Source organism: Nocardia sp. FBN12 (genome assembly GCF_050320175.1).
In the GTDB taxonomy this organism is placed as follows: Bacteria; Actinomycetota; Actinomycetes; order Mycobacteriales; family Mycobacteriaceae; genus Nocardia.
Genome location: NZ_CP190048.1, coordinates 569,291 through 593,744 on the forward strand (window position 1 = coordinate 569,291; position 24,454 = coordinate 593,744).

Genomic DNA, 24,454 nt, shown 5'->3' on the forward strand with positions numbered 1-24,454 from the left:
ATGCACCTTCGGTATCCGAGCACCGCCAACTGAAAGATCGGTGAATATGGTTGAGACACAGGCGGGACTCATCGTCTGGGACGTTGACGGCACGCTGATCCCGGCAGACTTGCGTTGGCTCCGACGGGCCGTGGCTCGCACGTACGACGTCGAGGAGTCCGCCGTCGTTTTTCCCCCGTCACGGGTGCACGGCTACACAGACCAGTCCATTGTTGTCGACACGGCAATCGCGTCCGGTGTCACCAGTGAAGCGGCTGAAGATGGCTTCAACCGGTACGCCGATGTACTGATGGAGGTCATGTCCGACGGTGCGGCGGAACTAGCCCGCGACCAGGCCGCGTATCCCGGTGCTGCCCATACGATCACCGCGTTGGCCGAACATGGATATGTTCAGACCGCCCTCACGGGCAACCTGCGGATTTCGGCTGAGTTCAAGCTTTCGGTTGCGGGCCTTGACTCACATCTGGACCTGGACATCGGCGCGTTCGGCTCCGATGCGCGGGACCGGTTCGATCTGCCCGCGTTCGTCGCCGACCGGTTCCGAGCAAAGTACGGGCACCCGATAGATCCCGGGCGAACCGTCATCATCGGCGACGCGCCGAACGATGTCGCCACCGCTCGACACGCTGGATTCGGAGTTGTTGCCGTAGCGCACCGACTGACGCGAGAAGAGTTGTCGGAGCACTCGCCGGATGCGATCGTCAGCGAGTTGGACCCGGAGGCGGTGTTGCAAGCGATCCGCTCGGCGCAAGCGATCCAGTCGACCGTTGGGATCGATCGATAGCCGGAATGCTGTCTAACTGCTCGCGCAACGCGAGGACCGGCCTCTCATGTTGCCAGGGAGCCATCCTTTCGATGGCTCGTTGTGCACGCTCGATGCCGCGATGATTGCCCATCGTCGCCAGCTCGTCGTAGGTTTCGCCGAGGACTCTGCAACCTTCTTCGAGCTCGCCGGACAGGGCGTACGCGCTGGCTAGGTCAACGTGGGCGGCGAGAGCGACGTTGGGGCTGTCCATCTCGGGCGTCGCCAAGGCTTCGTTGAGCGCGGCGATCGCTCGTTTCGGTTGGCCGAGGAGAAGTCGGCACGTCCCGACATAGACCTGGATGCGGGTGGTGTTCCAATCGCTGAACAGTCCGGCGCGGTCATGGTCATCGATGTCGTCGGCCGCACGTTGTGCTCGGGTCAGCGCTTGCTCGCATTCGTCCCGGAGTTCCAGCACTGCGTAGGCTTGCGCTTGTTCGGCTCCGATCCGTGCTCGCGCGGCGGGCGGCAGATAGTCGGAGAAGTTCGCGGCCTCCCTGAGTACTCGGAGCCCGATGACGACATCGCCGTCCGAGCTGATCAACGTTGCAGCGTCGGATCGAAGGTTGCTCTCGAATATGCGCGCAATCCCGCTCATCGTCTTGTCTTGGAGTTCGTCCGCGAGCTTCCGGGCGAATGCACAGTGGGTGAGCGCCATGTCGCGGTCACCGATGGCGCTCCACACCCGGCTCGCCACAACGGATGCCTCGCCCAGCAGCGCCCCAGCTTGCTGCTTGACGCGGTCATCGGTCGCAGCGCGAAACAGGGCGGCGACGGCGTCTCGATGAGCTTCTATCGGGCCGATCAGCGCGTCGGGTGCAATGCTTTGACGCTGGCCCGCCAATAGACGAGTGACGGCGGCGAAGCTGCTCAGGGACCTCTCCGAAGCCGCTCGCGATCGTCTCAGTGGCGAAGTCGTGTTGAAATCGAATGCCGCGACGACCCCTGGATTGTTCTTCACCGGCAAAGAGTCGTTGAGAGGAGAGGCGGAGAGCTCGGCCTTCGTTGGTGCTGTGGCCTCGTGCGAGAACGCGGGGTGTCGGTATCTCCACGCGGCTTCACCTTCGGCCACGATCTGATCGAACCGAGCCCTGTCTGCTGTCGTTGCATGTTGTGCGTAGGTTGTGTCCAAGATTTCTTGCGTTCTGGGTCGGAGTGTGACCACGCTCAGTCCCGAACGCCAATTACTGATCGTTGTCTTCTCGACACCCAGCAGGGCCGCGAACTCCCGGTTCGACTTTCGCATCGCTTCCTGCAGCGCAACCGCTTCGAAGCCGGTCCATCCCCGCCCTCGTATCATCGCCGCCCCTACTTTCCTGCCTCTGACCTGGGAAATGCAAACGATAGATCCAACGGTACCCCACTACTGCCGGTCCAGATCGCTGCTGCTTGAAGACCCGATCTGTACCAGCATCCGGTCGACGAACCCGATCTCGACTGCGGCCGGACCGACGTTGCAGGTGACTACCATGCGGCAGAGGTGTTCTCAGCAAGCGATTGCGGCTGTGCTGTAGAGGCCGTGGACGATGAGGACGGTGGAGCATGCCCCGTATTCGTTGATCTCGAGATTGAGTGCGAGCGGTTGTCTGATGCCGGGTACGCGCAGACGCATCGGTGTTGTGCGGGGCCAGTTGTAGGCGACTTGCATCGGGGTGCCGTCCCAAGCGCTGCGGAAGGCGATGTCTTTCCGCAGTGTGTGGAACAGTTCTTGGGCCTGGGGATCGTCGCGATAGCGGGCGAGCACAGTGCGCAGGTTACGGACCAGGTAAAGCAATTCGCCGTGCCAGCCGTAGACGCGGTCGCGGGCGGCGGGGGTGAGCATCCAACGAATGACGTTGTGGTCGACCTTGCCAAGGCCGGGCATCATCCGGTGGAGTACCTCGTTGCCGTGCACGACGGTCTGGAGCGGGTCCACGTAGCCGCCGAGGACCTCGTGCTGGTCGAGGTAGTCGAGGTGGGCTTGGACTCCCTGATCGGTGAGGCGGCGGCGCAGTTCGTCAGTGGACAGCAGACGCCCGGAGGGCTGCATCAGCTCTTCCAGGTGCCACCGCTGTGCGGGTGTCAAGCCGAAGAACCAGACGAGTTTATCGAACACGGTGGAGCCGGGAATCTTGCGTTGCCAGATGATCTCGTTGAGGTGAGTGCTGCTGATTCCAGCCTTTTGGGCTGTGGATTCGCGGGATAGCTTGCGGTTGTGGCGCAGGTATTCCACCGAGTCGTGGAAGTCGGGCATCCCGGGTAGCAGAGGCGGGTTGAACATGTCATTGGCCTCGCATGTGCGGTGGGATGAGTACGATGTCCACCTCGCGCTGGGCACGAGGTCCCGGTTTGGCGTCGTGATGGCTGGTGCGGGTGAAGACAGCGGTCATTGTCTGCTCCTGTGTCGGTGTTCGGTTGTCTCGCTGCGTGTTCGCTAAGACGAGTCGTTGTTGAGCGGGGCGGGTCAGAGGTGGGTCGGTGGGTCGCAGGGGTCGCGGTAGCCCATGCAGAATCGGAGATCCGGGGTGTCTCTGGTGCCGAGGTGTGTACGACCCTTGGCACCGAGGTGGATCCGGACGCAGTACAACTCTCCGGTGCCGGGTTCGCAGAGTCGGAGGGGTTCCTCGGTCTGGTAGCCGTAGGCGACCCCGAGCCTGGTGTTCCACAACTCGGTGAAAATGACTGAACCACACAACTTCTCGAACAGGGCCTGTGCCTGTGGGCTCTGACGGTAGATGCCGAACGCGGCGCGCAGGGACGCGACCAGGTAGGCGGCGGCGATATCCCAGTCCACGACAAGGGATTCGGCGGTGTGTGCGGTCGTGTCGGGATGGAAGAACCACAAGCTGACGTTGTCGTCGTAGTAGTCGATACCGGGCAGCTCGGAGCGAAATCGTTTGTTGGCGTGGACCAACGACCACAAGGGGTCGATGTAGGCGCCGACGAGGCCGCGCTCGTCGAGGCTGCTCAGTGTCGAGAGGTGGTCGCTAGCGCTGGGTCGGGTTCGCAGTTCCTCGACCGGGTCCAGCGACACAGGGGTCCGGGCGAGGTCGCGGGTGTGGCGGGCTTGGGCCATATCCAGGCCGTAGGTGGTGATCATCTGCTCGAGCACCGGCAGGGTGCACGGGGCGGTGCCGTACTCGATCTTCTTGAGCAGCTCGTAGCTGATTTTGAGCAGGCCGGCGGCCTCGGGCCGGGAGAGGTCGCGATGCTCGCGGACCCTGCGCACCCATCGGCCCAGGTCAGGTAGCTCGGATGCGGCGCGCCCCTGGCCTCGCCGCGGATCGTTGGTCGGGTTGGTCCTCCGGTTCATATCAAGCCCCTCCTACTACGGTCTTCCGTTGCCCTCCACCAGGAGTTAGGTTGAAGGGTTGACTCCCCCGAGTTGATTAATTCGTACCAGAAAGGGAGCGGTCCGGCCACCAATAATTCGCTGTGACCTGGCTGACAATTAGCTACCACCGCCGCGTCGGGCGTGTCGGGTATTCGGAGTGTCCTTTTGGCGGGGGGACAGGCCCCGGAAATTTTCTTATCTGACACTTTTCTTACCAGTTTCGCCGATCGGCGCAGGCCACCCGCTGTCGGCGGGGTGGTAACCGGAGTGGTACCACAATTTTTACCAGTCGAAAGGGTAGCGCTGCACTGGTTTTCGGGGCTGTGATGGTGAGGTACCCCAACCTCCTCCGAAAGGGAAATCATGGACCTCTACACAGTTTTGTCGGTACTCAGCGCTGGTGCGTCGCTAGTCTCGAATGCGCTGGCGATCGCGGTACAGGTGCTGCCGTTCTTCTGATCGGCCAACAGGTTCTCGCAGGCTAGAAGAATCGAGAGCCCGACTCTCCCGGCTGCGATCCACAGCCGGGAGACACGGGAATTTGTCGCAAATTCGCGCAATTCCTAGTCTTCTCCCTGGTCTTTTCCCTGTTCTTTTTCCACCTTCATTGAAGGGTTATTTGTCATGCCCAAAAATGGGAATACATCGTCGGTCGCTGTCGCGCTCCCGGTGCAAGGCTGCCACCCGGCCCGCAGCCCTCGTCTGCCCTACGGAGGGCGGATGCTGTGGAGTGGCCGCCTAGTGGCCGCTGGTGCCGTGCCGGTGCTGATGATGCTAGCCACCCAGCCCGCGAGCGCGATGGCACCGCTGGCCCCGATCGCGGACCAGCCCGGCGTCACAGCTCCTGCACAACCCGGAACCCAGGCTCCCGCACCGCCTCCGGCCCCGGAGCCTGAGCCACCGGTGTATGTCGAGCAGCCACCCGAGGTCCGCAACGGCCCGTCCCCGCGCCCGGCTCCCTCACCCGAGCCCGCGCCGCCGGTGTACGTGCTCGAGCTACACACTCCGGTGCCGGTGGAACCGGTCGCGCCGATCGAGCCACCGCCGGACACGATCCGGATCGGGACGGCACAATTCCCCGACCCGGAATGGCTGCCGCCCGAGGTCGGCGACACGATCAACACCGTCGCCGCCGACCTGGAAGCCCAGGCCGCGACGTTCCTGGACTCGGTCGGGCTCCCGGCCGGGCGTTCGGATCGGGTGGCCGGGGCCACGGTCGCCGGTGCCGGGGCCGGTGGCGCGATCGGCGGCACGATAACCGGTGCCCCGGCCGCAGTGGCCGGTGCGGCGGTGGGTGCGCTGGCGGGCGGCACGGTCGGTGGAATCGCCGGGGCCGCAATCGGAACGGTGGTGGCGATCCCGGTGATCGGGACGATTACCTCCGGCGTGGCCGGTACGGCAATCGGTGCGGCGGCCGGGGCGGTCGCGGGCGCGCTGGTGGCCGGTGTGCCAGCTGCGGCCGTGGGCGCGTTGGTCGGCGGCACGGTCGGTGCTGGCTTCGGTGCGGGCGCAGGGGTGGGCCAGCCATGACCGCCAGCCGTGTCCTCACCGCAGCCGTTCTGGCCACCTTCGCCGGTAGCCTCTGCGCGCCGGGCACCGTTGTCGCGCAACCGTCTCCGGCGGGGCCGAGCTGCCCGGCGCTGTGGGTGCTCGGGGTGCAGGGCACCAGCGAGTCCTCGCCGGGCGCCTCTGAGACGGTTGACAGCGGGATGCTCGGGCAGCTGCTCGGCCCGGTGGTGGCTGCCGCACCACATCTGGTGGCGCGCAGCTACATCGGCTATCCAGCCTCGTTCGGCGGTGCGGTCGGCACCGGTGGCGGGACCGACCCCTACGCGGTGTCGGCGGGCGCGGGCCTGGCCGGGCTCACCGATACTGCTGGGCGGATCGATGCCGACTGCCCCGGCACTGCCCTGGCTGCTGTCGGGTACTCCCAAGGCGCGCAGGTGGTTTCGTCTTTCGCTCAGGCGGTCGGGGCCGGGGAAGGCCCCGTCGATCCTGGACGGGTCGCGGGGATCGCGCTGTTCTCCGATCCGCAACGCGCGCCGGGCTCACCGGTGATCCCCGGCCGCCCCGGACAAACGACACCGGACCCGGCCCCCGGCACAAGCGGGGCAGCGGTATCGCAAGTAGCGATCACCACCGCGCCCGCCTCTGGTGGCGGAATCGCCACCACTTCGGGCATCGACTACGGCGCGCTGACCGGCCGAGTCGCCGACATCTGCGTCGAAGGTGACCTCAGTTGCTCGGCACCCGATCGCGCCGCACTATTGCGGATGTCGGCCCAGCTCGCTGCCCAGGCCGACTTGCGAGACCCGATCGCTGCGCTCGGCTCGATCCAGTCGCTGCTGTCCTCCACCCTCGGTGACGCCTGGACGACCGTGGTGCTCAACGACTTCCCGATCAGTCCAGGGTTCGTCGACTACGTGCCCGCAGCGAGTCTGGCCCAGCGCCTCACCGACGCCGCCGACTCCCGCACGCCCGCTCCGGGCCCTGCGGACAATGCCGCAGCGTCAGCGAAGTGGGCGCAGATCACCGCCGTGGTAGCCGCAAACCCGCTCACCCAGTTGCCAAACCTCGCCGCACGTTTGTCGGCCGCGTGGGGCCAGCTGGTCGCCGACAACGCCGATCTGCTCGATCCGACGGTGTTGCTTCGCTACGCCGATACCACCGCACGCCACACCAGCTATCACGCGACCGGGCAACTCGCCAGCTCGGTCGCGTGGATGACCGCCCTCGCCTACGACCTCGCCGGGAGATACCAGTGAAATTCAGCGACTTCTACCAAACACCGATCCTGCGCGACGGTGCCCGGCCCGGCGACCTCGTCCGCACCAGGCCCGTCTTCGCCTCCCAACTCGCCGGGGCAGCCGGGGCCTGGCAGGTCATCTACGTCACCACCGGCTCACGCGGGCAACTGCTGCCCGCCTCGGCGATCGTGCTGATCCCCGAAGCCACCGCCGAGCCCGGCAAGACCGCGATCCTGATGTACTGCCCACCTTTTCGCGGGCTCGCGGGAGTGTGCGCGCCCTCGCAACTCCTCTCCACCGGCACCGAACCCGACACCTACGCGATCGAAGCGGCCCTCGAGCGAGGGTGGGTGGTCGCCATCCCAGACGGGCAAGGACTCGGCGTAGCAACCGGGCCACACACTTTCCTCGCGGCACGTGACGGGGCCAGGGCCGTGCTCGACCTAGCTCGAGCTGTGTATCGGGGTGCGAACCTCGATCTGCCCGTCGCCCCCGTCGTGGCCTGGGGATACGCCGACGGAGGACGGGTCGCCGCCGCTGCCGGGGAACTGCAACCGTGGTACGCACCCGAAGTGGACCTGCGCGGCATCGCCGCCGGAGCTGTCGTCTCCGATCTGGTGGCCGTGGCCTCGGCGATCAGTGAGGGTGCGGTCGCGGGACTGGGACTGGCTGGGTTCATCGGGCTCGCCCGTGCCTATGACCAGCTCCCGCTGCGTCACGTGCTCAGCGAGGCCGGGCTGAAAGCGGTCGCCGAGGCACAACAGCTCACCGGTGTCGAACTGCGAGAGAGGTTCCCGCAACCATTGGCGCATTGGACCAAAGGTGCGGACCCTTGGAACGATCACTGGTGGCGGCGAGTGCTGGCGCTCGAAACGCTCGCCCACACCAAACCGCCCATGCCGCTGCACCTCTATCACGGTGAGCTCGACCTCGTCGTGCCCGTGCGCGCTGGTCGGCGCACGCTCATCGCCTACCGGCAGCGCGGCGCGATCGTGTCTTGGCGTGAGTACGAGGCCGATCACCGCTCCACCGCCCACCTCGCGGTCAGCGATGTCCTGGCCCGGCTCGGCGAGGACCTCACGAGTCGGCCGGCGACCTCGCTCACCCCGGCAGAGACCGGAAGCGAGCACACGAGCCGCCCATGACCCCTCCGGGGAACCTGCCCGCGCCCCACCCCTCCGGGGTGCGGGCAGGCCCCCGGAGCCTTTCCCGATCCGAGGCGAGCTGAATGGCGAGGTACCCCCAAAATCCACCCGATGACGGCGACGCCGAAGCATGGGTCGAGCTACCCCACTCCCAACCCGACCTCCACAACATTGCTGGCCAGGACACCGGCCCCGACGTCGACGAACCCGACCAGTCACCCTCGCCCGAGGACGACTGGCTCGTCGCACTCGGTGACCCTCCCGGCACGGCCGCCATCGACACGATGTCTGGATGGTGGACCGGCATTCGATACCGGATGCCGGTCGTAGCCTGGGCCGCCCTAGCGGCCACCGTCGCCCTGCTGGCCGGTGTCCTGACGGTCGGGACCGGCGACACCGGAGATACCGGCCAGCAGGTGCAGGCCACCGCCGCACCGCCGAGCCCAACCACGACGGCACAGGGTCCCTGCGCCGGGCTCTCGGGCACGGTGGTCACCGACCGCGCCGGTGACCCGAGCACTGTGGAAGGGCTGATTGCCTCGTTCGAAGCGGCTTACTACATCGATCGCGATGCCGGGAAGGCGACGGGACTGCTCGGGCCCGAGACTGGCATCACCGCTGAGGCTCTCGCCGCGGGGATCGCGAGCATCCCGCCAGGTACCCGGCACTGTGTGGCGATCACCCCGATCACCCCGAGTACCGCGAACGTTCACATCGCCGAGCTGCACCCGGATCGCAAACGCATCGACTACCTCCAGCTGATCAACACCCGACCCGCCGAGACCGGCACCGCGCTGTTGATCTCCAACTTCCAGAAACGGGGATAGGGCATGAGAACAGGCTCACAGGCGCCACTACTGATCGCCGTCGCTGGACTGAGCCCCCGCGCCGGAACCACCACGACCACCGTCGCACTCGCCCACTCCTGGCCCGGCCCGGAGACCGCCCTGATCGTGGAAGCCGACCCGTTGGGTGGGCAGCTCGCCGAGATGGTCGGCGCTGACCCGTATCTCGGGCTGGGGAGCATGGCCCGCAGGACCAACCCCGGCGAACCCATCACCCCGGACATCCTGGCGCGGCATGTGCAGCGACTGCCCGGCGGCGAAGCGCTGCTTGCCGCGCCACCACACCACGACCCCACGCGAGCCCTTCCAGCCGCCGAATTGCTCACTGATCCGCATGGCAGCTGGCGGGCACTCGTGGCGACCGTGTTCGCCGATTGTGGTGTGCCCGAGCCGGATTCGCCCGCGCATCCGGTCATCGCCGCTGCCGATGCCTGCCTGTTCGTGGTGCGCGCCGAGCACATCGACCCCGAGCCTGCCGCGCAACGCATCCTCGATCTCACCCGCCGCAGACGGCCCCGAGGGATCGTGCTCATCGGTGCCAACCGCGCCTACGCCGCCGCGATCGGGTTTCCGGTCCTGGGTACCTTGCCCGCCTCGCGCGCCGCTTCCCAGGCGCTCCTGAAGGGCCGCCGCACACGGCGGCACCTGATCTCACCCGCTCGCCTCATCATCAGCGACGTGGAAATCCAGCTTCGCGCCAATGGCCGCGACCGCCTCGCCCAGCCGCACACGCCCCGCCAGAACCGCCCGAGCCGTCGTGACGACGGTGGGCCGAGGATTTACAGCATCGACGGCGGACCTATGCCCGCCTCGCGACCTCGGCCGCCGGAGCCAGTGCTGGTGGAACCGGCCGAGCCCAGCACTCCGCCACCGGCTTCTGAGCCTGTGCTCGTCGAGGCGGCCGAGGATGCCGGCCACACCGGTGAGGACGACCTCGCCGCGGCGAAGTCCAGCCTTAACCTCGAGACCGAGATCGCGGACTCCGCACCGCTGCCGATGCCGACACCGGCCGAGCCTGCGCTGCGGTTGCGGGTGTTCGGGCCCACCCGGATCTTCTGGCGCAAGCCCGAAACTGGTGAGAGCGTGGAGATCACTTCGCAGTTACAGCCGCGTATCCGCGAGCTGCTGACCGTGCTCGCCCTGCATCCCGAGGGACTCCCGCGCGAACAGTTGATCGAACGGTTGTGGAGCCAGCGCCCTAGCCAGCGGGGCGGTAGTGCGCTTGCCAACACGTTGAGCCGCCTGCGCGCCGCGATCACTGCCGCCACCGGTGGCCAGATCACCAGCGTCCTCGCCGACGACAGGCTCCAGCTGTCGGACCTGCTACTGGGAGTCGACTACTGGGACTTCACCAGCGCGGTCGCCGCGCGCCGCCGCGCGAGCAACGACGCCGAGCAGGCCGACGCCGCCCGCCGCATCGCGGACCTGGCCACCAGCGAACTAGCCAGCGACCTCACCGACACCTGGGTCGAAGCACTGCGCGAATCAGCGCGGCGCACCTCCCTGAACGCCTTGAGCTGGTTGGCCACCCGCAACACCGAAAACGACCCCCACGCCACCTTGGGAATACTCGAGACAACCGTCGAGAACGACCCCTACAACGAATCGGTCTGGCAAGACATTCTCCGGCTCCATGCCCGCCTCGGCGAAAAGGCCGCACTTACCCGCACCTACACACTCCTGACCCACACACTCGCCGAGATCGGCCAGACTCCGAGTCTCGAAACCCGCCAGCTCCTCGAACGTCTCCGCCACGCCCCGAAATAGATAGACATAGGCCGGGTGTTCCCGTTTCGCCGTCGATCGATTAACGTGGTGATCGCATTTACCGCCATTCCGGAAATGGCGAAAATGGCGGGTTGTGGCAATCATGAAACTCTGTCGAAGTTGTTGAAATGGCCAGGTTTCCGCTGCGGAGAATTCTGCCAATTTTCAGGGGTTGGATATTCTGCGGCCTGGGTGGCTCGATGAAAATCAATCCGTGCATCGTTCGATGGTGAGGTTCCGTGCCCTACTCGGTGGGCGGATCAAAACGACCCACCCGTGCCCGGCAGACCGGCAGGTGGGAAGCGGTTTATCCGGGCGGATAGCAGCCGGGATTGTCTATACACAAAGCTGTATAGACATGCGTTGCCGGTCCGTCCATGCCTGTCTTCGGCATCCGGTTCGTGTCCTGCTCCTGCTGATCCATTCCGATTCCTTCCCCGTTTTATCATTCGTCTTTTATCTTTTGATTCCTTTCCATTCATTTGGTCGGCAGCTGGTTGTCGCGCCTAAGCATTACTGTGCGCATTTCATGTCCGTATTGCACTGCCGGGCTCGCCGTTGTCCGGAATAATTCCGGGAAATTCGCGCACTTTTGGGGTTGCGAGCCCGTTCGAGGTCGAGCTAGCGTCGAACCGTCCCCGGAATTCGCCGGGAAATTCGCAGAAATCCGAATGGCCGCCGTGCCGCACCTATGCCGAAACGGCGCACGAATTCGGAACTGATTTTCCAGGAGTTGCAATGCCCACCACACCCGCCACCGCCACCACTGCACCGGCCGCCGGTCGTCTGCCCAACGGGGAATTGCGGCGCATGGTTGCCGCTGCACTGGCCGCCGACCCGGGCCGCGAACAGTCCCCCCGCGAAATCGCCAAGGGTCTCAACCGATCCTCCGGGGCGGTTGGCAACGCCCTCGAGTCACTGGCCGCAGCCGGGCACGCCGACCGTACTTCGGCCACCCCGCGCCGCTACCGCGCCAATACCGCCACCGCCACCGCTGCCACCGCACCGGCCCCGGCAACCCCGGCGGCGGGTACGGCGGCGAAACCGGCCACCCGCCGCCCCCGGGCACCGAAAACCGCCAAACCGGCCCCGGTCACTGCCGCCGCCCCGGCTGCACCGGCGCGCACGGGTAACACGGTGGCCCGGCCGAACGGGCAGGACTACCACGTGCGCCAGCTGGCCGGGCGCGCCGATGTCGATGTGTTGGTGACGATGCGGGCGGCCGAGGTTCCGGTGCTGCTGTACGGGCCGCCCGGAACGGGCAAGACCTCGCTCATCGAGGCCGCCTACGGGGACCTGCTGACAGTGCAGGGCGACGGGGACACCACGGTCGCCGATCTCGTGGGCGAGTACACCCAAAAGTCAGATGGCACTTTCGTTTTCGTGCACGGGCCCATGGTCCGGGCCATGCGTGAGGGTCGGGTGCTGTTCATCGACGACGCGACCCTCATCCCGCCGACCGTGCTCTCAGCGGTGTACCCCGCGATGGACGGGCGCAAAGAGATCGTGATCAAAGCCAACGGCGGCGAGGTCATCAAAGCCGAGCCCGGCTTCTTCGTGGTGGCAGGCCATAACCCCGGCGTGCACGGGGCCATCCTGTCGGACGCGCTCGCCTCGCGGTTCGCGTTCCAGGTGCAGGTGGGCAGCGACTACGACCTCGCCGCCCAGCTCGGTGTGGAACGGCGCGCGGTGAAAGTAGCCCGCGAGCTGGCTGCCCGGCAGGCCAAAGGCGAGGTCGGGTGGGCACCGCAGCTGCGCGAGCTGCTCGCGTTCCGCAAGATCGCCGCCGCCACCGATCAGGCCACCGCCCTGGCCAACCTCGTAGGGGCCGCGCCGGAAGAGGACCGCGATGTCGTGGCCGCCGTGGTGAAAACCGTGTGCGGCCGTAGCCACGAGCCCCTGTCTCTGGGCCCCCGTTTCTGACCTGCCAACGCGCCTCAATCCACCACCACCACCACTGATCCCGGGAAAGGACCCCCGACATGACCGAACGCACCCTCACCGAGGCCCTCGCGATTCACGACTACATCGTCGCCGTGCGCGACCTGCGCGACGAGCTGGCCGTGCTGGCCCGACAGACAGAACACGCGCGACTCAACCTCGCCGCCGGACTACAGCTGCAGGACCCACCTCGCGGTGAACGGGTCTCGATGGCGATCAGCAAGGTCACCGCCCTCGCGCCGATCGCCCGGCGCGCGATCGGTGACGAGGCGCGATTCCTTGCCCTACACGCGGACCCGGACACGTTCGAACCAATGCCCCTGCGCCCTCGCCGCTGACTACCCGCCCGCCCACGAAAGGCACTGCCCGCCATGACCGGCCACGTGATCACAGCACCCGCCCCCGCCCCGACAACCGCCCCGGCCCCTGCCACCACGGCACCCTCCGCCCCGGCAACCGCACCCGCCACCTCGACACCCGCCGCCGTTGCCGCTGCCCCGGCACCCACACCCGCCTCGGCGTCGGTGCCTGTCACCGGCGGGTGGGCCACGCTCTCGGCGGCTATGACCGCCGAGGCCCCGCCGATCGCTGACCGCGACGACCTAACCGTCACCATCGCCCCGGGTGCCGCTTTCGGGCACCCGGCGGCGTTCGTGCCGAGCTGGGGTGCCATCGAGATCGATGGCACCCGCCTCAAAATCGACCCGGCTACTGCCCGCCCGGAACGTACCAGCGACCGCAACCGGTACCCGGCGGTGTGGGGCGCGTTGGTCCACGAGTGCGCCCACGCCCAACACTCGGTGTGGACCGCGCCGCCGGTAGCGCACCCCGGGGTCCTCGAGGCCGCGACGCTGCTCGAGGAATCCCGGATCGAGGCCGCCCAGATACGCCGCCGCCCCGACGACCGGCATTGGTTGCGTGCCTGCACCACCGAGATCGTGATCGGCGACAACGGCGGCGCGATCGCCGCCGCCCAGATTCCCCCGGTGCCCTACCACGCGGCTCGCAACGCCGCCCTCATCCTGGCCCGCCTGGACGGCGGGATCCTCGACGATGGCGAGTGCGCGCCCGCCGCCACCGCGATCGAGGCCATCCTGGGCACCGACACCCTCGAGAAATTGCGGGCGATCTGGCGCGAGGCCCACACCGTGGCCGACACCGACGCCGCCGCCATGCTCGAACTCGGGGCGCGCTGGCTCGACCTGGTCGGCCCCGACCCCCACGCCGACCCCGAACCGTCCTCGCCATTGGGGGTCGCGATCGGTGACACGGTGACCAACGTCGGCAAAGCGGTCGCCGCCGCCCCGGTAGAGCCAGACCCTGCCGAGGTCGCCGAGGCCGCGCGCCAGGCCGCCGAACAACAGGCGAAAGACGCTGCCGCGCAAGCAGGCAAGGTGTTCGGTTCCGGGGCGCGCCGGGCCTGGACCGCGAGCAGACGACGGACCCGTGACGCCCGCCCCGAGGAGCACACCGCCGCCCGGGTACTGGCTCGCGCCCTCAACACCGCCGCCACCCGCGAACGGGCCACGGTGAAAACGACCTCCGCGCTGCCGCCGGGCCGGTTGCGGATGCGAGGCGCGCTCGCCCGGGAGGCCCAACGCGCGGCCGGGGCGATGCCGACCGCCGAACCGTTCACCCGCACCACCCGCAAAACCGTTCCCCTACCGCCGTTGCGAGTCGGCATCGCCTGCGACGTGTCCTCGTCGATGGGCGACTACGCCACCCCCGTGGCCTCGGCCGCGTGGATCATCGCCCGCGCGGCGGAGCTGGCCACCATGCCCGCTACGACCGCGACCGTGACGTTCGGGGCCTCGGTCAAACCGATCACCTACCCGGGCACCGCACCCGCGCGAGTGACCGAATTCAGTTGCCCGGATGGCTACCACGCCCTCGACATCGCGGTAGAAGCCCTCAACGGTGGCCTCGATCTGGCCTACCCGGGCGCGACCCGGCTGTTGGTGGTCATCTCCGATGGCCACTACACCGGCAGCGAACGACGCCGCGCCCAGCAACACCTCGACAAGCTGCGCGCCGCCGGGTGCGCGGTGCTGTGGCTGGCACCGGCCGACAGCGGCCCCAACCCGCTCAACGGGGTGAACGTGCACCTGATCACCGACCCGGCCACCACGGCCGCCGCTATCGGCCGCGCCGCTACTGCCGCTGTGCGCGGCACCTAGCCCCGTGTTGCCCCGGGCGCGAAACCGCGCCCGGGGCACCAGGACCGGGGACCGCGACCACCACCCGCCCCCACTGTTCGCCCCAACACCACCCCGCCCGCACGGGCACCGACGACAGGACACGACATGACGAGCAAGGCCCACCCGATCCCCACCACGGCCGCACTCGACACCCTCTACGCCGCCGCCAACCCCGTCACCGGCGACCAGTTCGTCATCTACGCCCCCGGCTCACACGACGAACGCGGCATGTACACCGTCGCGCACGTGACCGGCAGCACGGACCGGCTCGCCATCCCGCGCGTTCACCTCGTGCACCCTGACGACATCGCCGCCTACGCCACCGGTGCGGTGAACCGGCTGCGCGCCAGCCACGCCGGGCACACGGTGAGCGTGTGGCTCGACCGCACCACCGGCCCCCTGCACGAGCACCTGACTCGATGAACACGCCAGCGACACAACCGAACCCGATACCGAACCGCGAACAGGAGACATCCATGCGCGAGATGAAGAACACCCAGAGCCACGACGAGTACGGCGTGATCAAACCCGGAGCCAAACTCAGCGGCAACGCCTACGTGTTGGTGAGGCTGCGCGATAGCGAGGACCCCTACGGCCGGATCCTGCTGGTGGGCAACCCCTCCCGCTGCAACCACGGCTACACCCTCTGTATCGAGTGCGCTGAGAGCTGGGAACTCGACCACCTCGTGCACTACGACCTGACCGGCGGCGGGCGACGGTTACGCGAGGCCCTCGACGTACAGCCCACCGAAGCCACCCGGTCCGCCGAGGCCGACTCATAGTGGGCACGACCCTCGACCGGCCTCGTGCTCGGTCCGCCTACTCGCCCGCGGCGAGGTCGGCGCGAGTGGCTCTCGCGCTGCCACAACAATTGCGCGCAAGTCGAATTCCTCTCGTGCCGTTGGCATTCCAGAAATGGAAGAGAGGAATTCGGGACCGGAATTTGTTTTCACGTTCCGCTTGACATCGGACACCGTATCGAGCGTCCATGGAACCCGGAACGCCACCGCCTCCGGGGAATTCGCCCCGACCGGAATGGCATTCCGTCCCGGCCGGGACACCACGAATTCACCGAAACCCACTGTTGGAAGGAATCCCCCCATGTCCAAAAGGAAGAACACCGCGAACGCTCCCACGGCACCGGCCGCACCCGTCCCCGAAACCGCCGCACCGGCCCCGGAATACGGTTCGACGGTGGTGCCCGTGCTGCGCAAACCGGCCACCCGGGCATTGTGGGCGGCGCTGGGCACCAACCCCGGCAGCACCACCGCCGCGCTGGCCGACACGGCGGGGATCGCGGTGTCGACGGTCCGCCGTCTGCTGACGGGGTGGGAATCGGCCCGTGCGGTGCGGTCCTACACCGACCCGGAAACGCCCCGGGCCGCAAAAACCTGGTTCATCGCCGGATCGGCCGCGCCCGAACCCGTCGCCGAACCGGCCGGACCCGTAGCCGCCGAACCGGAACCGGCCACCCCGGAACCGGCCGCGCCCGAACCCGCCGCCGCCGAACCGGTCGACCCGCAACCCGGCCCGGCAGTACCCGCCGCGCCGGAACCGGTGGCCCCGGAACCTGACTCGGCGGAGCCTGCCCCGCCGGAACCCGCTGCGCCGGAACCCGCCGCGCCGGAACCTGTTTCGCTCGACCCGGCCGACCCCGACGAGGAGGTGGCACCGGCCGACCCCGTGCCGGACAGCGCACCGGAACCGGCGGCAGCTGCCCCCACGGGCGACGATCCCGCCGAACCGGCCCCGGTGGCACCAACACCGCCCGCCGAACCGGCAGCGGCCGACGCGGAGTCGACGCTGGAGCGGTTGCCCGCCGGTGCGCTGCGGGGACAGGTCGAGGACTACCTGCGCGACAACCCAGGAGAGGAGTTCACTCCACACCAGATCGGCAAGGCCCTCGAACGGTCCAGCGGCGCGGTCCACAACGCCCTGGTCAAGCTGACCAAAGACGAGACCGCTCGCCAGACCAGCACGGTCCCCAAGAAATTCACCCTCGCGTCCTGACAAATGGGGCGATGCCGGAATCCCCGGAGCTCGAACCTCCGGGGAGTCCGACACCGCGCCTCTCAATGTATCTGCTGAGAAAGGTGCTCAACCATGTACGTCACTCCCACCCCCGCCATCCTGGCCCCATCCCTGTACCGGGTGTTCGCCAACTCCAGACAGGCCCCCGACAGCCTCGCACTGTGGCGCGACATCGCGGCCGAGGCCGTGCATGAGCTCAGCATGCCGGTGCAACCCGCTCTGGTGCCGTGGGTGCCGGTGGTGCTGCGCTACCGGCTCTACCGGACCGAGGGCGACTTCTTCCCGTACACCGGTTCCGTGCGGATCCTGTCGGGGCCGCTGGTCAGCAACACCTACGCCAATGCCGACAGCGCCGCACGGGCGGTTGTCGAGGCGACCCCGGCCCCGGTGTCGGACGTGATGCGGAATGTGTTGCCGTTGTGGCGGTTCCGCACTACGGGCTCCCCGGGCGCGTTCACACCGCGCGCCGTGCCGCCCCTGATCTCCTGACCCCGGCTACCGACTGAGACGGCCGATGGTGCCGAGCAATTCGCTCGGCACCATCGGCCGTCTCGCTGTGCATTGTGGGTCACTGTGTGGCGGTGGCTATTTCGTGCGGTCGATGGACCCGGCGATCCAGTCGATCAGCACGGGCGCGGCGGTGTCGTAGCCGGTGGCGTCGAACACGGCCGTGTCGCCGTCCTGGGGGGCGGTGCCGGTACCGGTAGTGATGTCGGCCCCGGTGGTGGCGGTGTTGTAGGTCTGGGTGAGCGCGGGGAACGTGGTGCCGGTGAACGCGCTGGCGGTGGCCGAGAGGAGATCGGCCGCAATCGGTGCCAGCCCGGTCAGTGCCAGGAAGGCGGTGACGGGGTCGCCTTTGGCGAGGGTTTCGGCGGCGGTCCAGGCGATCTCTTGTGCTTGGCCGATGCCGGTGGCGATGCGGGAGATGTCGAGTCCGGCCAGGACACCGACGATCTCGGCGGCGATCGTTGCCGCGCCGGTGGTGTCCAAGGGGGCGGCCAGCTTCAGTGCGCGGGCGACCAGGCGCAGGTCGAGTCCGGCGGCCATCTGCACGAGCGGGCTGAACTGGTTGTTGAGGTCGCCGGAGACTCGGTGCAGGCCAGGCACATCCGCTGCGGTGAGCAGGCCCGGCAGTTGGGCGAGGTCGTTGACGATGGCGGGCACGTTCGCGGTGAAGCTCGCGAGCCCGTTGAGGACGGTGACCACTTGGGCGAGAATCTGTGACGCGCTGAGCTGCCCGGTCGAGGTCGTCATAGTCGGCGCACTCGTCGTGATGGTGGGGACCTTCGCTGAGGTTGTGGTCGTGGGGGAGGCGGTGGTGGTCGGGGCCGGAGTGGATGTGGCCGAGGTGGCGGCGAGTGCACGGTTCATCGCGGCGAGGACCGGCGAGGACTCGGCGGTGGTCGAGCAGTAGCTGTCGCCTTCGATGCAGAGCGTGCGGACACGCTCGGCCAGCTCGCCGAAGCTCTGCGATCGCGAGCCGGTGACACCTTGCCCGGCGACCGAGTTGCCGAGCTGGGTGGTGGTGGGGTCGCGGCGCGGGTCGGAGACGAGCGCGACTGCCACGACTCGGGAGGCCGGGATCGGGCCCTTACTGTTGCCGATGCTGGTGGCGAGGTCGCCGGTGACCTCGGCGCCTTGGCCATAGCCGGCCAAAACGACTCGCGTGTCCGAGCACAGCCCCGAGACCGCCGCGGTGAGTTCTGCTCCGCTCACCGAACCGGCACCGGTCGTCGTCGTGGCGAGCGTGCGGACCTCGATGTCGCTGCCGTAGCGGGTGGTCAGTGATTGCCCGAGCTGGGTGAGGATCCCGGGCATGGCCTGCCCGGTGGCGGTGGGGGTTGTCTCGTAGGTGCCCGGCACCAGCAGTGTGGTCCAGCGCGGGCACTGCGCCCCGTTGCGGCCCGGTGTGGGTTCTGCGGCAGCGACACCGGCGGTCACGGTGGTCGCGGCGACGGCCGCGCACAGTGCCATACATGCGGCGCGGCGGGTGGTTTGAGTGTGGTTGTGGTGCATGAGGGTTCTCCGTCCGTGCAAGGGGTGATCAGGAGGTGGCGCGGGAGTCGTCGTGGGCGGGTGTTGGTCGGGTGGCGGCGTAGTAGTCGTCGCCGGGCCAGCGGTAGGGCGAGACCTGGACCGGCTCGTTGAAGGTGGGGGCGTGCACCATCTGGCCGCCGCCGAGGTAGATGCCGACGTGATGGACGTCGCCTGCGGTGCTGTAGAAGAGCAGGTCGCCGGGGGCGAGTTGGTCCTCGGAAACCGTTGTGCCGGTGTGGATCTGGTCGTAGGTGGTGCGTGGGATCGAGATTCCGGCGGCGCGGTAGGCGGCTTGGGTGAGTCCGGAGCAGTCCCAGCCGCCGTTCACGTCGGGTCCGTTGCCGCCCCACACATAGGGGAGGCCGAGTTGGGCGCAGGCGAAGGAGATCACCTGCGCGGCGTTCGGGTTCGATGGTGAGGTGGTGTGGCAGTCGCCGCCGGAGGTGGTGTCGGTGGCGCGGTGGCGGGCGGCCTGGGCGAGGACGTCACGGACGTACCAGTCGGCGTGGTTGTAGGCGAAGATCGCGTTGTACATGTCGTCGGGTGCGCCGGAGTCGCAGAGGTAGAACGCGGCGGCGTGGATGGCGTCGGAGGGGTTGTAGCGCGAGGGCGGGCTCGAACCACCAGCGGGCAGGGGATGCCGTGCGACGACTGAGTCGAAGGTGGCGGCGAGGAACTGCATCGGCCCGCCCGCCCCCGAAGCGTTCTCGCCCGAGGACACTCCCGGCAGCGTGGAGCGACCGTGGTCGGTTTCGATCTTGCCGATCGCGGCGAGCACCGACCAGTCCAGCCCAGGACAGTCCCCGGCAGCGGCCTGATACAGCACGAGCATCTCGGCCGGGATGTCTTGTTGGGCTTCGGTACTCGGGGACGACCCGGTGCCGGTCGAAGCTCCCGGGGCGGGCGCGGTGAGCGCGTGGTCGAACACGACGACCGTGGTGACCACTGTCGCGATGACGATCGTGAGGAACACGAACCCCGCGAATCCCGCTGCGAGTGCCTTGACCAGCATCGCTACCTCACCAGTGCTCGGAGGCCGGTGGCTGCGGGGGCGGTGGTGCGAGGACGACGAGCCCGTTCAGCGAGGGCGCGGGTTCCTCGGAGTCGACGCTGGTGGCAGGTGGGATTCGCCGTGGCCAGAGAGCGGGGAGCTCGTGCAGGCGCTTGCGGTCGGTGTCGGTGTCGGTGTCCAGTGGCAGCCACACGTGTTCGGCGGGGCTGGCTTCGGGTCTCGGGGTGAGGAGTTCGGCAGCGGCGGTGGCGACAGGTACGGCGTCGGGGTCGGGGAGCCGTTTCCAGGTCCGGCGCAGTGCCGCGCGAGTGTTCGCTTCGCGCATCGTGGTCGGTACCCACAGCAGCACGGGGGTGATGACGCCGGTGGTGCGGGCCAGCTCGGCGAATCCGTGCAACTTGGCCGCGACCCGGGCAGGGGCGGTGGTGGTGGCGAGGTCGTATTCGAGGAAGAAGTCCAGCGTGGTTTCGGCGTAGGTGTAGCGGCCGAAGGCGTCGGGGCGGGCGAGGTCTCCCCACAGACGCTGGCAGCGGGTCTGCGACCACCACGCCTGCACCTGAGCTTGGTTGCCGCGCTGGTCTCGGGGGGCGTGGGCGATCAGGGTGGTGAACCATTCGGCGACGCCGAGGGTGTGGGTCAGGTGCAGGCTGTGGGCGATGGCGAGGGCGCGCTGGTGGTTGTAGCCGAGCTCGCGCACGCTGATCCCGGCCTCGGCGGCGAGGACGGCGGCTCCACCGGGCGCGAGGACCCAGTGCACGGGCGCGCTGCCCCGGGTGCGTAAGGGCCGGAACCGTTCCAGGACGCCATAGCGGTGCAGCAAGGTGAGACGGCGCAACGCGATGGCAGGGGTAGGGAAGGCGAGTGCGGCGAGCTGGTTGGTGGTCAGGACGCGGTGTTCGTGCAACATCCGCAGGACCCAGCGGTCGCGCTCGGTCAGCCGCGCGACGAGTGCGGTGATGTCGAGCGGCCGGGTCCGGGCGGGCCGGGCCTCGGGGCGGGGTCGGCGGGTGTCGGTTTGTTGGTCGGGACGCGAGATCATCGGTGACGCAACCTTTCTCAGTACGGGCGCGGTGCGGTCAGGAGTGGCGAGGGTCGCGCTGTGGGCGATCGGGCCGCTCGTCGTGATCGCGGTGCGGTGTGCCGCTGTGCGGGGGTGCGGGTGCGGTGAGGCGGGCTCGGGCGGCGGCGGCGATCTCACGGGCACGGCCCGGGATCGGCGGGTCCAGGGGCCGGGTGGTGAGGGTGAACGGGCGGGCGTTGCGGCCGTCGACCAGCAGGCGGGCGGCGGCGTGGAAGGCGTCCAGGTGAGACAGGTCGTGCTCGGACAGCCAGGGCTCGGTGTGGCGGGCCAGGTCGCGTGCGTCATCGGGACTGACGGCGAAGACGATCTTGTTGCGGGCATTCGCCGAGATCCCGTCACGCAACTCCCGGGAGAGCTGGCCCAAGTTCTGATGGGCCAGCAACAGCGACAGGCGCAGTCCGCGGGCTTCGGCGAGCATGTCCTCGATCGGCGTCGATAGGTTGAGGAAGTTCTGCGCCTCATCCAGCACTAGCGCGGCGTCGGGCCGGTCAGCGGCGGGCACCCGGGCCCGCGCGGTCACTGCCTGCCATGTGCGTGCCACGAGCAGCGACCCGACCAGCCGTGAGGTCTCTTCGCCGAGTGAGCCTTTGGGTAGTCGGGCGAGGCAGATGCCGCCGTTGTCGAGGATGTCGGCGAACTCGACGGTCGAGGGTCCTCCGGCGATGGCCGAGCGCACGAATGGTCTCAGCAGGAACGCTCGCAGTTTGTTCAGCAAGGGGCCGGTGAGCTGAGCGCGGCCGGTGTCGGAGAGGGTCTCGTAGCTGTCCCAAAACCCGCGCAGGACGGGGTCTTTGGTGGTGCGGGTGACCCGGGCGCGGAAGGCGGGTTCGGTGAGCAGTCGGGGTAGGTCGGCCAGGGTGGCGGTGCCGGGTTGTGCGCAGAGTGTGAGCAGGCTGGCGCGCATGATGTCGTCGGTGCGTGGTCCCCACCATTGGTGGAAGATCCGGTGGAAGACGGTGACGAGGTTGTCGACGGCGAGATCCATTCCCGCGCGTCCGATCCGGTCGATGTCGAGGGGGTTGACGCACGGCGGCGGGGTGGAGGAGTCGGCGTCGAAGAGCACCACGCGATCGGCCATGCGGGAAGGCAGGCGGGATAAGACGTCGGTGACGAGGTCGCCTTTGGGGTCGATGACGATCACCCCGCGCTCGGCGTCGGCGTCGTCGAGGATGGTGCGTGCCAACAACGTTGACTTGCCGACACCGGTCGGGCCGAGGATGTGCAGGTGGTGTCGGGCGTCGGAGATTTTGACCGCGACCGGGCGGCGAGTTCCGGTGTCGGCCATCCCGAGGGGCTTGGTGAACTCGCCACCGACCGGTATCTCCGGGGCGGGAGACAGGGCGCGGGCTCCGGCCCGTTGCAGGCCGGGTAGCCCGGTGTCGGTGGGCAGGTGCGCGATCATGGCGAGTTCGGGCACCGACAGCACGTCCCCCCGGCCGAGACGCCGCTGCCGGATCAACCACGCAAGGCGCAGGCGACGACGCCGCCGGTAGAAGTTGTGGTCGGTGCACGCCCCGAACACGGTGGCGAGGGCGTCGGCCCGCCCGCGTGCCACCGCTCGCGCCTGCGACCTAAGGTTGGCGTCGTCGGGATCATCGGAGACCGGGATCGAGGCGGCGTAGCGGACTACGGTCTCCCAGTGCGCGCCACGCGCTTTCGCTGCCGCCGCGCGGGCGGCGGCGCTGTACTCCAGCACGGCTTGCCGGTCGCTGCCCCGGCCGTCGCTGCCACCCCCGGCGCGAGTGGTTCGGGCGGTGGTCGTGGCGGGGGTGAGCAGATTCAGCGCCTCGCGCAGCAACCCCACCACGACACCGGCCGAGGCGCCGGTGCTCGCCGCGGCGCGGGTAGCTCGGGCGACTCGGCGGCCGGTGACCGGCCGGGCGAGGACCTGCACGCACGCGGCTTGGCCGGGGCCCAGGTCGTCGGCGGCGGTGATCAGGTCGCGCACGAGATCACCCGAGTGATCAGTACTCAAGGGGAGTCCTTCACGCCGTCCGAGCCGCAGCTCGCCCCCGGCGACGATCCGCCGCTGGCCCTTCGCCGCGACCGGTAGCGGCGGCCGGGCGGGGGCGAGGGTGTCGGTGTGCGCGCCGGGCCACGCCGAAGCGATGGCGCGTTCGATGAGACCGGGTGGGATCGCGCCGGGGACCCAGAGCCGGATCGCGGCCCCCTCCTCGGGGGTGACGGTGTACTCGAACCCCAGATGCGGCTGCCCCAACAGCACCCGCGCCCAGGCCGGGCGCAACTGCCCGATCAAGTGCGCCCAGAAGGCGAGTGCGCCTTTGGCATCGACCTCGGGCGGGGTGAGCACGGTGATCTGGCGAGCACGTGCACTCAGCCGGCGCCGACGCCACTCGGCCACAATCCGTACCGCAGCGAGCACCGCGAGCACAACCGCCACCACGCCCAGCCCGGAGACGAACCCGAGGGCCTGTTCGATCGACTCGGTGAGATCGCGCAGGGCGGGGCCGGGCGCGAGAAGCGCCCGGCCCAGCCACCCCTGTTCGGGATTCACGCGGCAACCGGTCCCGGGCCGGTCGCATCGAGAGTCGGCAGCGTCGCAGCGGTGCCGAAAGGGAAACGTCCGTCCGTGCGGCGACGCTCGGTCGCGCTGGTGGTCTCGACCTTGGCCAAAACAACCACATCCTCGTGCGCTATGAGGTGCATCGGCAGCCCGGCAGCACGCTGTTTGACGACGAAGTCGCGTTGGAAAAAGCTCGACCTGGCGACGAGTTCGCCCTCGGTCAGGCGGCCCAGCAGTGCCACGCATCGCTCCACCGGCACGAGCCCGGCCAGCTCGCCGCAGGTGTAGAGGTGGCCGGGCAGGGGCACCAGTTCGGCGTGCTGACGCCATGGCCGTGCGGTGATCACGACATGTCCGCCGGGGGCGAGGTATTCGGCGGCCCCGGCGAGGATCTTGGTGAACCCGGTGAGTAGTCGGCCGAGGCCGACGTTGGCGAGGTTGCCTCGGTCGAGGATCTGGCCGTAGCGGTGGTTGGTCTTGCGTATTGGGTCAGCACCGTTGGCGCGCACGTGCCCATGCAGGGAGTCGCCGTAGGGCGGGGAGGTGATGACCAGGCTCGCCTGGCCGCGCAACTCGGCCGGGATCAGATCCGCAAGCTTGCGGGCGTCGCCGTGGTAGACGTTGGCGTCGAGATCGATCCCGGCTTCGCGAGCGAGCTCGATGTTGGTGCGCGCCAGCTCGGCCCACCGGCTCTCGTACTCGACGCCGACCGCGCGGCGGCCCAGGTGCAGGGACTCGACGAGGGTGGTGCCGATCCCGCACATCGGGTCCAGCACGAGGTCCCCGGGGCGGGTGTAGGTCTCGACCGCGTGTTGGACGATCGCGGGGAACATCTTCGCCGGGTGCGCGGTGCTGTCGGGGTGATACCGGCCCCGCCGTTGCGCGGCAGGGGCGTTCTGAGCGGTCGCCCACACTGACACCGGCAGTGCGGCCGGGCCGGTCTGTGCGGGGGTCGCGGAGTCGATGTTGGTATTGGCGTCGAGAGTCATGGGTATCCTTCGTGTGAGGGGT

Annotated in this window: 21 protein-coding genes; 13 read left to right on the forward strand and 8 right to left on the reverse strand. The window is 68.5% G+C overall.

What is annotated here, in order from left to right; translation table 11 throughout:
* The first annotated feature begins 46 nt into the window (after positions 1 to 46).
* Positions 47 to 784, forward strand: coding sequence for an HAD family hydrolase (locus ACQHI0_RS03005; protein WP_427906403.1), 738 nt, complete (start codon positions 47 to 49; stop codon positions 782 to 784).
* On the opposite strand, the gene ACQHI0_RS03010 is transcribed toward ACQHI0_RS03005, so the two are convergent.
* The 3 genes from ACQHI0_RS03010 to ACQHI0_RS03020 form a co-directional block, all read right to left on the reverse strand.
* Positions 702 to 1,874, reverse strand: coding sequence for a hypothetical protein (locus ACQHI0_RS03010; RefSeq protein WP_427906404.1), 1,173 nt, complete (start codon positions 1,872 to 1,874; stop codon positions 702 to 704). The genes ACQHI0_RS03005 and ACQHI0_RS03010 overlap by 83 nt on opposite strands.
* Positions 1,875 to 2,288: 414 nt before the next feature.
* Positions 2,289 to 3,062: a hypothetical protein gene (locus ACQHI0_RS03015; RefSeq protein WP_427906405.1), complete on the reverse strand. Its 774-nt coding sequence runs from the start codon at positions 3,060 to 3,062 to the stop codon at positions 2,289 to 2,291.
* Positions 3,063 to 3,245: 183 nt separating this feature from the next.
* Positions 3,246 to 4,094 (reverse strand): helix-turn-helix domain-containing protein, encoded by an 849-nt coding sequence (locus tag ACQHI0_RS03020; RefSeq protein WP_427906406.1) that lies wholly within the window; start codon positions 4,092 to 4,094, stop codon positions 3,246 to 3,248.
* A 741-nt stretch (positions 4,095 to 4,835) separates the two neighbouring features.
* Here ACQHI0_RS03020 and ACQHI0_RS03025 point away from each other — a divergent pair.
* From ACQHI0_RS03025 to ACQHI0_RS03080, 12 genes are all read left to right on the forward strand, one after another.
* Positions 4,836 to 5,645, forward strand: coding sequence for a hypothetical protein (locus tag ACQHI0_RS03025; protein WP_427906407.1), 810 nt, complete (start codon positions 4,836 to 4,838; stop codon positions 5,643 to 5,645).
* The gene (locus ACQHI0_RS03030) at positions 5,642 to 6,880 is read left to right on the forward strand and encodes a cutinase family protein (RefSeq protein WP_427906408.1); all 1,239 of its coding nucleotides are present in this window, start codon (positions 5,642 to 5,644) and stop codon (positions 6,878 to 6,880) included. Before ACQHI0_RS03025 ends, ACQHI0_RS03030 begins: the two co-directional genes overlap by 4 nt.
* A complete protein-coding gene (locus ACQHI0_RS03035) occupies positions 6,877 to 8,007 on the forward strand; it encodes a lipase family protein (protein ID WP_427906409.1) in 1,131 nt (376 codons plus the stop codon). The genes ACQHI0_RS03030 and ACQHI0_RS03035 overlap by 4 nt, the downstream gene beginning before the upstream one ends.
* A gap of 83 nt (positions 8,008 to 8,090) precedes the next feature.
* A complete protein-coding gene (locus ACQHI0_RS03040; protein ID WP_427906410.1) occupies positions 8,091 to 8,834 on the forward strand; it encodes a hypothetical protein in 744 nt (247 codons plus the stop codon).
* Between the two features lie 3 nt (positions 8,835 to 8,837).
* Positions 8,838 to 10,619, forward strand: a complete 1,782-nt coding sequence (locus ACQHI0_RS03045) for a BTAD domain-containing putative transcriptional regulator (RefSeq protein WP_427906411.1) — start codon at positions 8,838 to 8,840, stop codon at positions 10,617 to 10,619.
* A 738-nt stretch (positions 10,620 to 11,357) separates the two neighbouring features.
* On the forward strand, positions 11,358 to 12,542 hold the full coding sequence (locus tag ACQHI0_RS03050) for an AAA family ATPase (RefSeq protein WP_427906412.1): 1,185 nt from the start codon (positions 11,358 to 11,360) through the stop codon (positions 12,540 to 12,542).
* 59 nt (positions 12,543 to 12,601) lie between these two features.
* On the forward strand, positions 12,602 to 12,898 hold the full coding sequence (locus tag ACQHI0_RS03055) for a hypothetical protein (protein ID WP_427906413.1): 297 nt from the start codon (positions 12,602 to 12,604) through the stop codon (positions 12,896 to 12,898).
* Positions 12,899 to 12,943: 45 nt separating this feature from the next.
* The gene (locus tag ACQHI0_RS03060; RefSeq protein ID WP_427906414.1) at positions 12,944 to 14,737 is read left to right on the forward strand and encodes a VWA domain-containing protein; all 1,794 of its coding nucleotides are present in this window, start codon (positions 12,944 to 12,946) and stop codon (positions 14,735 to 14,737) included.
* A 126-nt stretch (positions 14,738 to 14,863) separates the two neighbouring features.
* Complete coding sequence (locus ACQHI0_RS03065) at positions 14,864 to 15,181, forward strand: hypothetical protein (RefSeq protein WP_427906415.1); 318 nt, start codon at positions 14,864 to 14,866, stop codon at positions 15,179 to 15,181.
* Between the two features lie 53 nt (positions 15,182 to 15,234).
* Positions 15,235 to 15,540 (forward strand): hypothetical protein, encoded by a 306-nt coding sequence (locus ACQHI0_RS03070; RefSeq protein WP_427906416.1) that lies wholly within the window; start codon positions 15,235 to 15,237, stop codon positions 15,538 to 15,540.
* Between the two features lie 319 nt (positions 15,541 to 15,859).
* Entirely contained in the window at positions 15,860 to 16,768 is a 909-nt protein-coding gene (locus ACQHI0_RS03075) for a hypothetical protein (RefSeq protein ID WP_427906417.1), read from the forward strand.
* 93 nt (positions 16,769 to 16,861) lie between these two features.
* Positions 16,862 to 17,278 (forward strand): hypothetical protein, encoded by a 417-nt coding sequence (locus ACQHI0_RS03080; protein WP_427906418.1) that lies wholly within the window; start codon positions 16,862 to 16,864, stop codon positions 17,276 to 17,278.
* A gap of 96 nt (positions 17,279 to 17,374) precedes the next feature.
* Here ACQHI0_RS03080 and ACQHI0_RS03085 read toward each other — a convergent pair whose 3' ends face one another.
* From ACQHI0_RS03085 to ACQHI0_RS03105, 5 genes are read right to left on the reverse strand one after another with little or no spacing between them, the layout of a single operon-like run.
* Positions 17,375 to 18,805 carry a cutinase family protein gene (locus tag ACQHI0_RS03085; RefSeq protein WP_427906419.1) on the reverse strand — a complete coding sequence of 477 codons (1,431 nt, stop codon included), beginning with the start codon at positions 18,803 to 18,805 and terminating at the stop codon, positions 17,375 to 17,377.
* A gap of 28 nt (positions 18,806 to 18,833) precedes the next feature.
* Complete coding sequence (locus tag ACQHI0_RS03090) at positions 18,834 to 19,838, reverse strand: NlpC/P60 family protein (protein WP_427906420.1); 1,005 nt, start codon at positions 19,836 to 19,838, stop codon at positions 18,834 to 18,836.
* Between the two features lie 7 nt (positions 19,839 to 19,845).
* Complete coding sequence (locus ACQHI0_RS03095; RefSeq protein ID WP_427906421.1) at positions 19,846 to 20,877, reverse strand: replication-relaxation family protein; 1,032 nt, start codon at positions 20,875 to 20,877, stop codon at positions 19,846 to 19,848.
* Between the two features lie 37 nt (positions 20,878 to 20,914).
* Complete coding sequence (locus ACQHI0_RS03100; protein WP_427906422.1) at positions 20,915 to 23,434, reverse strand: helicase HerA domain-containing protein; 2,520 nt, start codon at positions 23,432 to 23,434, stop codon at positions 20,915 to 20,917.
* The gene (locus tag ACQHI0_RS03105) at positions 23,431 to 24,432 is read right to left on the reverse strand and encodes a TRM11 family SAM-dependent methyltransferase (protein WP_427906423.1); all 1,002 of its coding nucleotides are present in this window, start codon (positions 24,430 to 24,432) and stop codon (positions 23,431 to 23,433) included. The genes ACQHI0_RS03100 and ACQHI0_RS03105 overlap by 4 nt, the downstream gene beginning before the upstream one ends.
* Positions 24,433 to 24,454 lie beyond the last annotated feature (22 nt).

Excerpts from the sequence above, each read along its gene's own strand:
- ACQHI0_RS03005 (WP_427906403.1), top strand. The coding sequence starts at position 47 with ATGGTTGAGACACAGGCGGGACTCATCGTCTGGGACGTTGACGGCACG.
- ACQHI0_RS03015 (WP_427906405.1), bottom strand. The coding sequence starts at position 3,062 with ATGTTCAACCCGCCTCTGCTACCCGGGATGCCCGACTTCCACGACTCG.
- ACQHI0_RS03020 (WP_427906406.1), bottom strand. The coding sequence starts at position 4,094 with ATGAACCGGAGGACCAACCCGACCAACGATCCGCGGCGAGGCCAGGGG.
- ACQHI0_RS03025 (WP_427906407.1), top strand. The coding sequence starts at position 4,836 with ATGCTGTGGAGTGGCCGCCTAGTGGCCGCTGGTGCCGTGCCGGTGCTG.
- ACQHI0_RS03030 (WP_427906408.1), top strand. The coding sequence starts at position 5,642 with ATGACCGCCAGCCGTGTCCTCACCGCAGCCGTTCTGGCCACCTTCGCC.
- ACQHI0_RS03040 (WP_427906410.1), top strand. The coding sequence starts at position 8,091 with ATGGCGAGGTACCCCCAAAATCCACCCGATGACGGCGACGCCGAAGCA.
- ACQHI0_RS03045 (WP_427906411.1), top strand. The coding sequence starts at position 8,838 with ATGAGAACAGGCTCACAGGCGCCACTACTGATCGCCGTCGCTGGACTG.
- ACQHI0_RS03050 (WP_427906412.1), top strand. The coding sequence starts at position 11,358 with ATGCCCACCACACCCGCCACCGCCACCACTGCACCGGCCGCCGGTCGT.
- ACQHI0_RS03055 (WP_427906413.1), top strand. The coding sequence starts at position 12,602 with ATGACCGAACGCACCCTCACCGAGGCCCTCGCGATTCACGACTACATC.
- ACQHI0_RS03065 (WP_427906415.1), top strand. The coding sequence starts at position 14,864 with ATGACGAGCAAGGCCCACCCGATCCCCACCACGGCCGCACTCGACACC.
- ACQHI0_RS03070 (WP_427906416.1), top strand. The coding sequence starts at position 15,235 with ATGCGCGAGATGAAGAACACCCAGAGCCACGACGAGTACGGCGTGATC.
- ACQHI0_RS03075 (WP_427906417.1), top strand. The coding sequence starts at position 15,860 with ATGTCCAAAAGGAAGAACACCGCGAACGCTCCCACGGCACCGGCCGCA.
- ACQHI0_RS03080 (WP_427906418.1), top strand. The coding sequence starts at position 16,862 with ATGTACGTCACTCCCACCCCCGCCATCCTGGCCCCATCCCTGTACCGG.
- ACQHI0_RS03085 (WP_427906419.1), bottom strand. The coding sequence starts at position 18,805 with ATGCACCACAACCACACTCAAACCACCCGCCGCGCCGCATGTATGGCA.
- ACQHI0_RS03090 (WP_427906420.1), bottom strand. The coding sequence starts at position 19,838 with ATGCTGGTCAAGGCACTCGCAGCGGGATTCGCGGGGTTCGTGTTCCTC.
- ACQHI0_RS03095 (WP_427906421.1), bottom strand. The coding sequence starts at position 20,877 with ATGATCTCGCGTCCCGACCAACAAACCGACACCCGCCGACCCCGCCCC.
- ACQHI0_RS03105 (WP_427906423.1), bottom strand. The coding sequence starts at position 24,432 with ATGACTCTCGACGCCAATACCAACATCGACTCCGCGACCCCCGCACAG.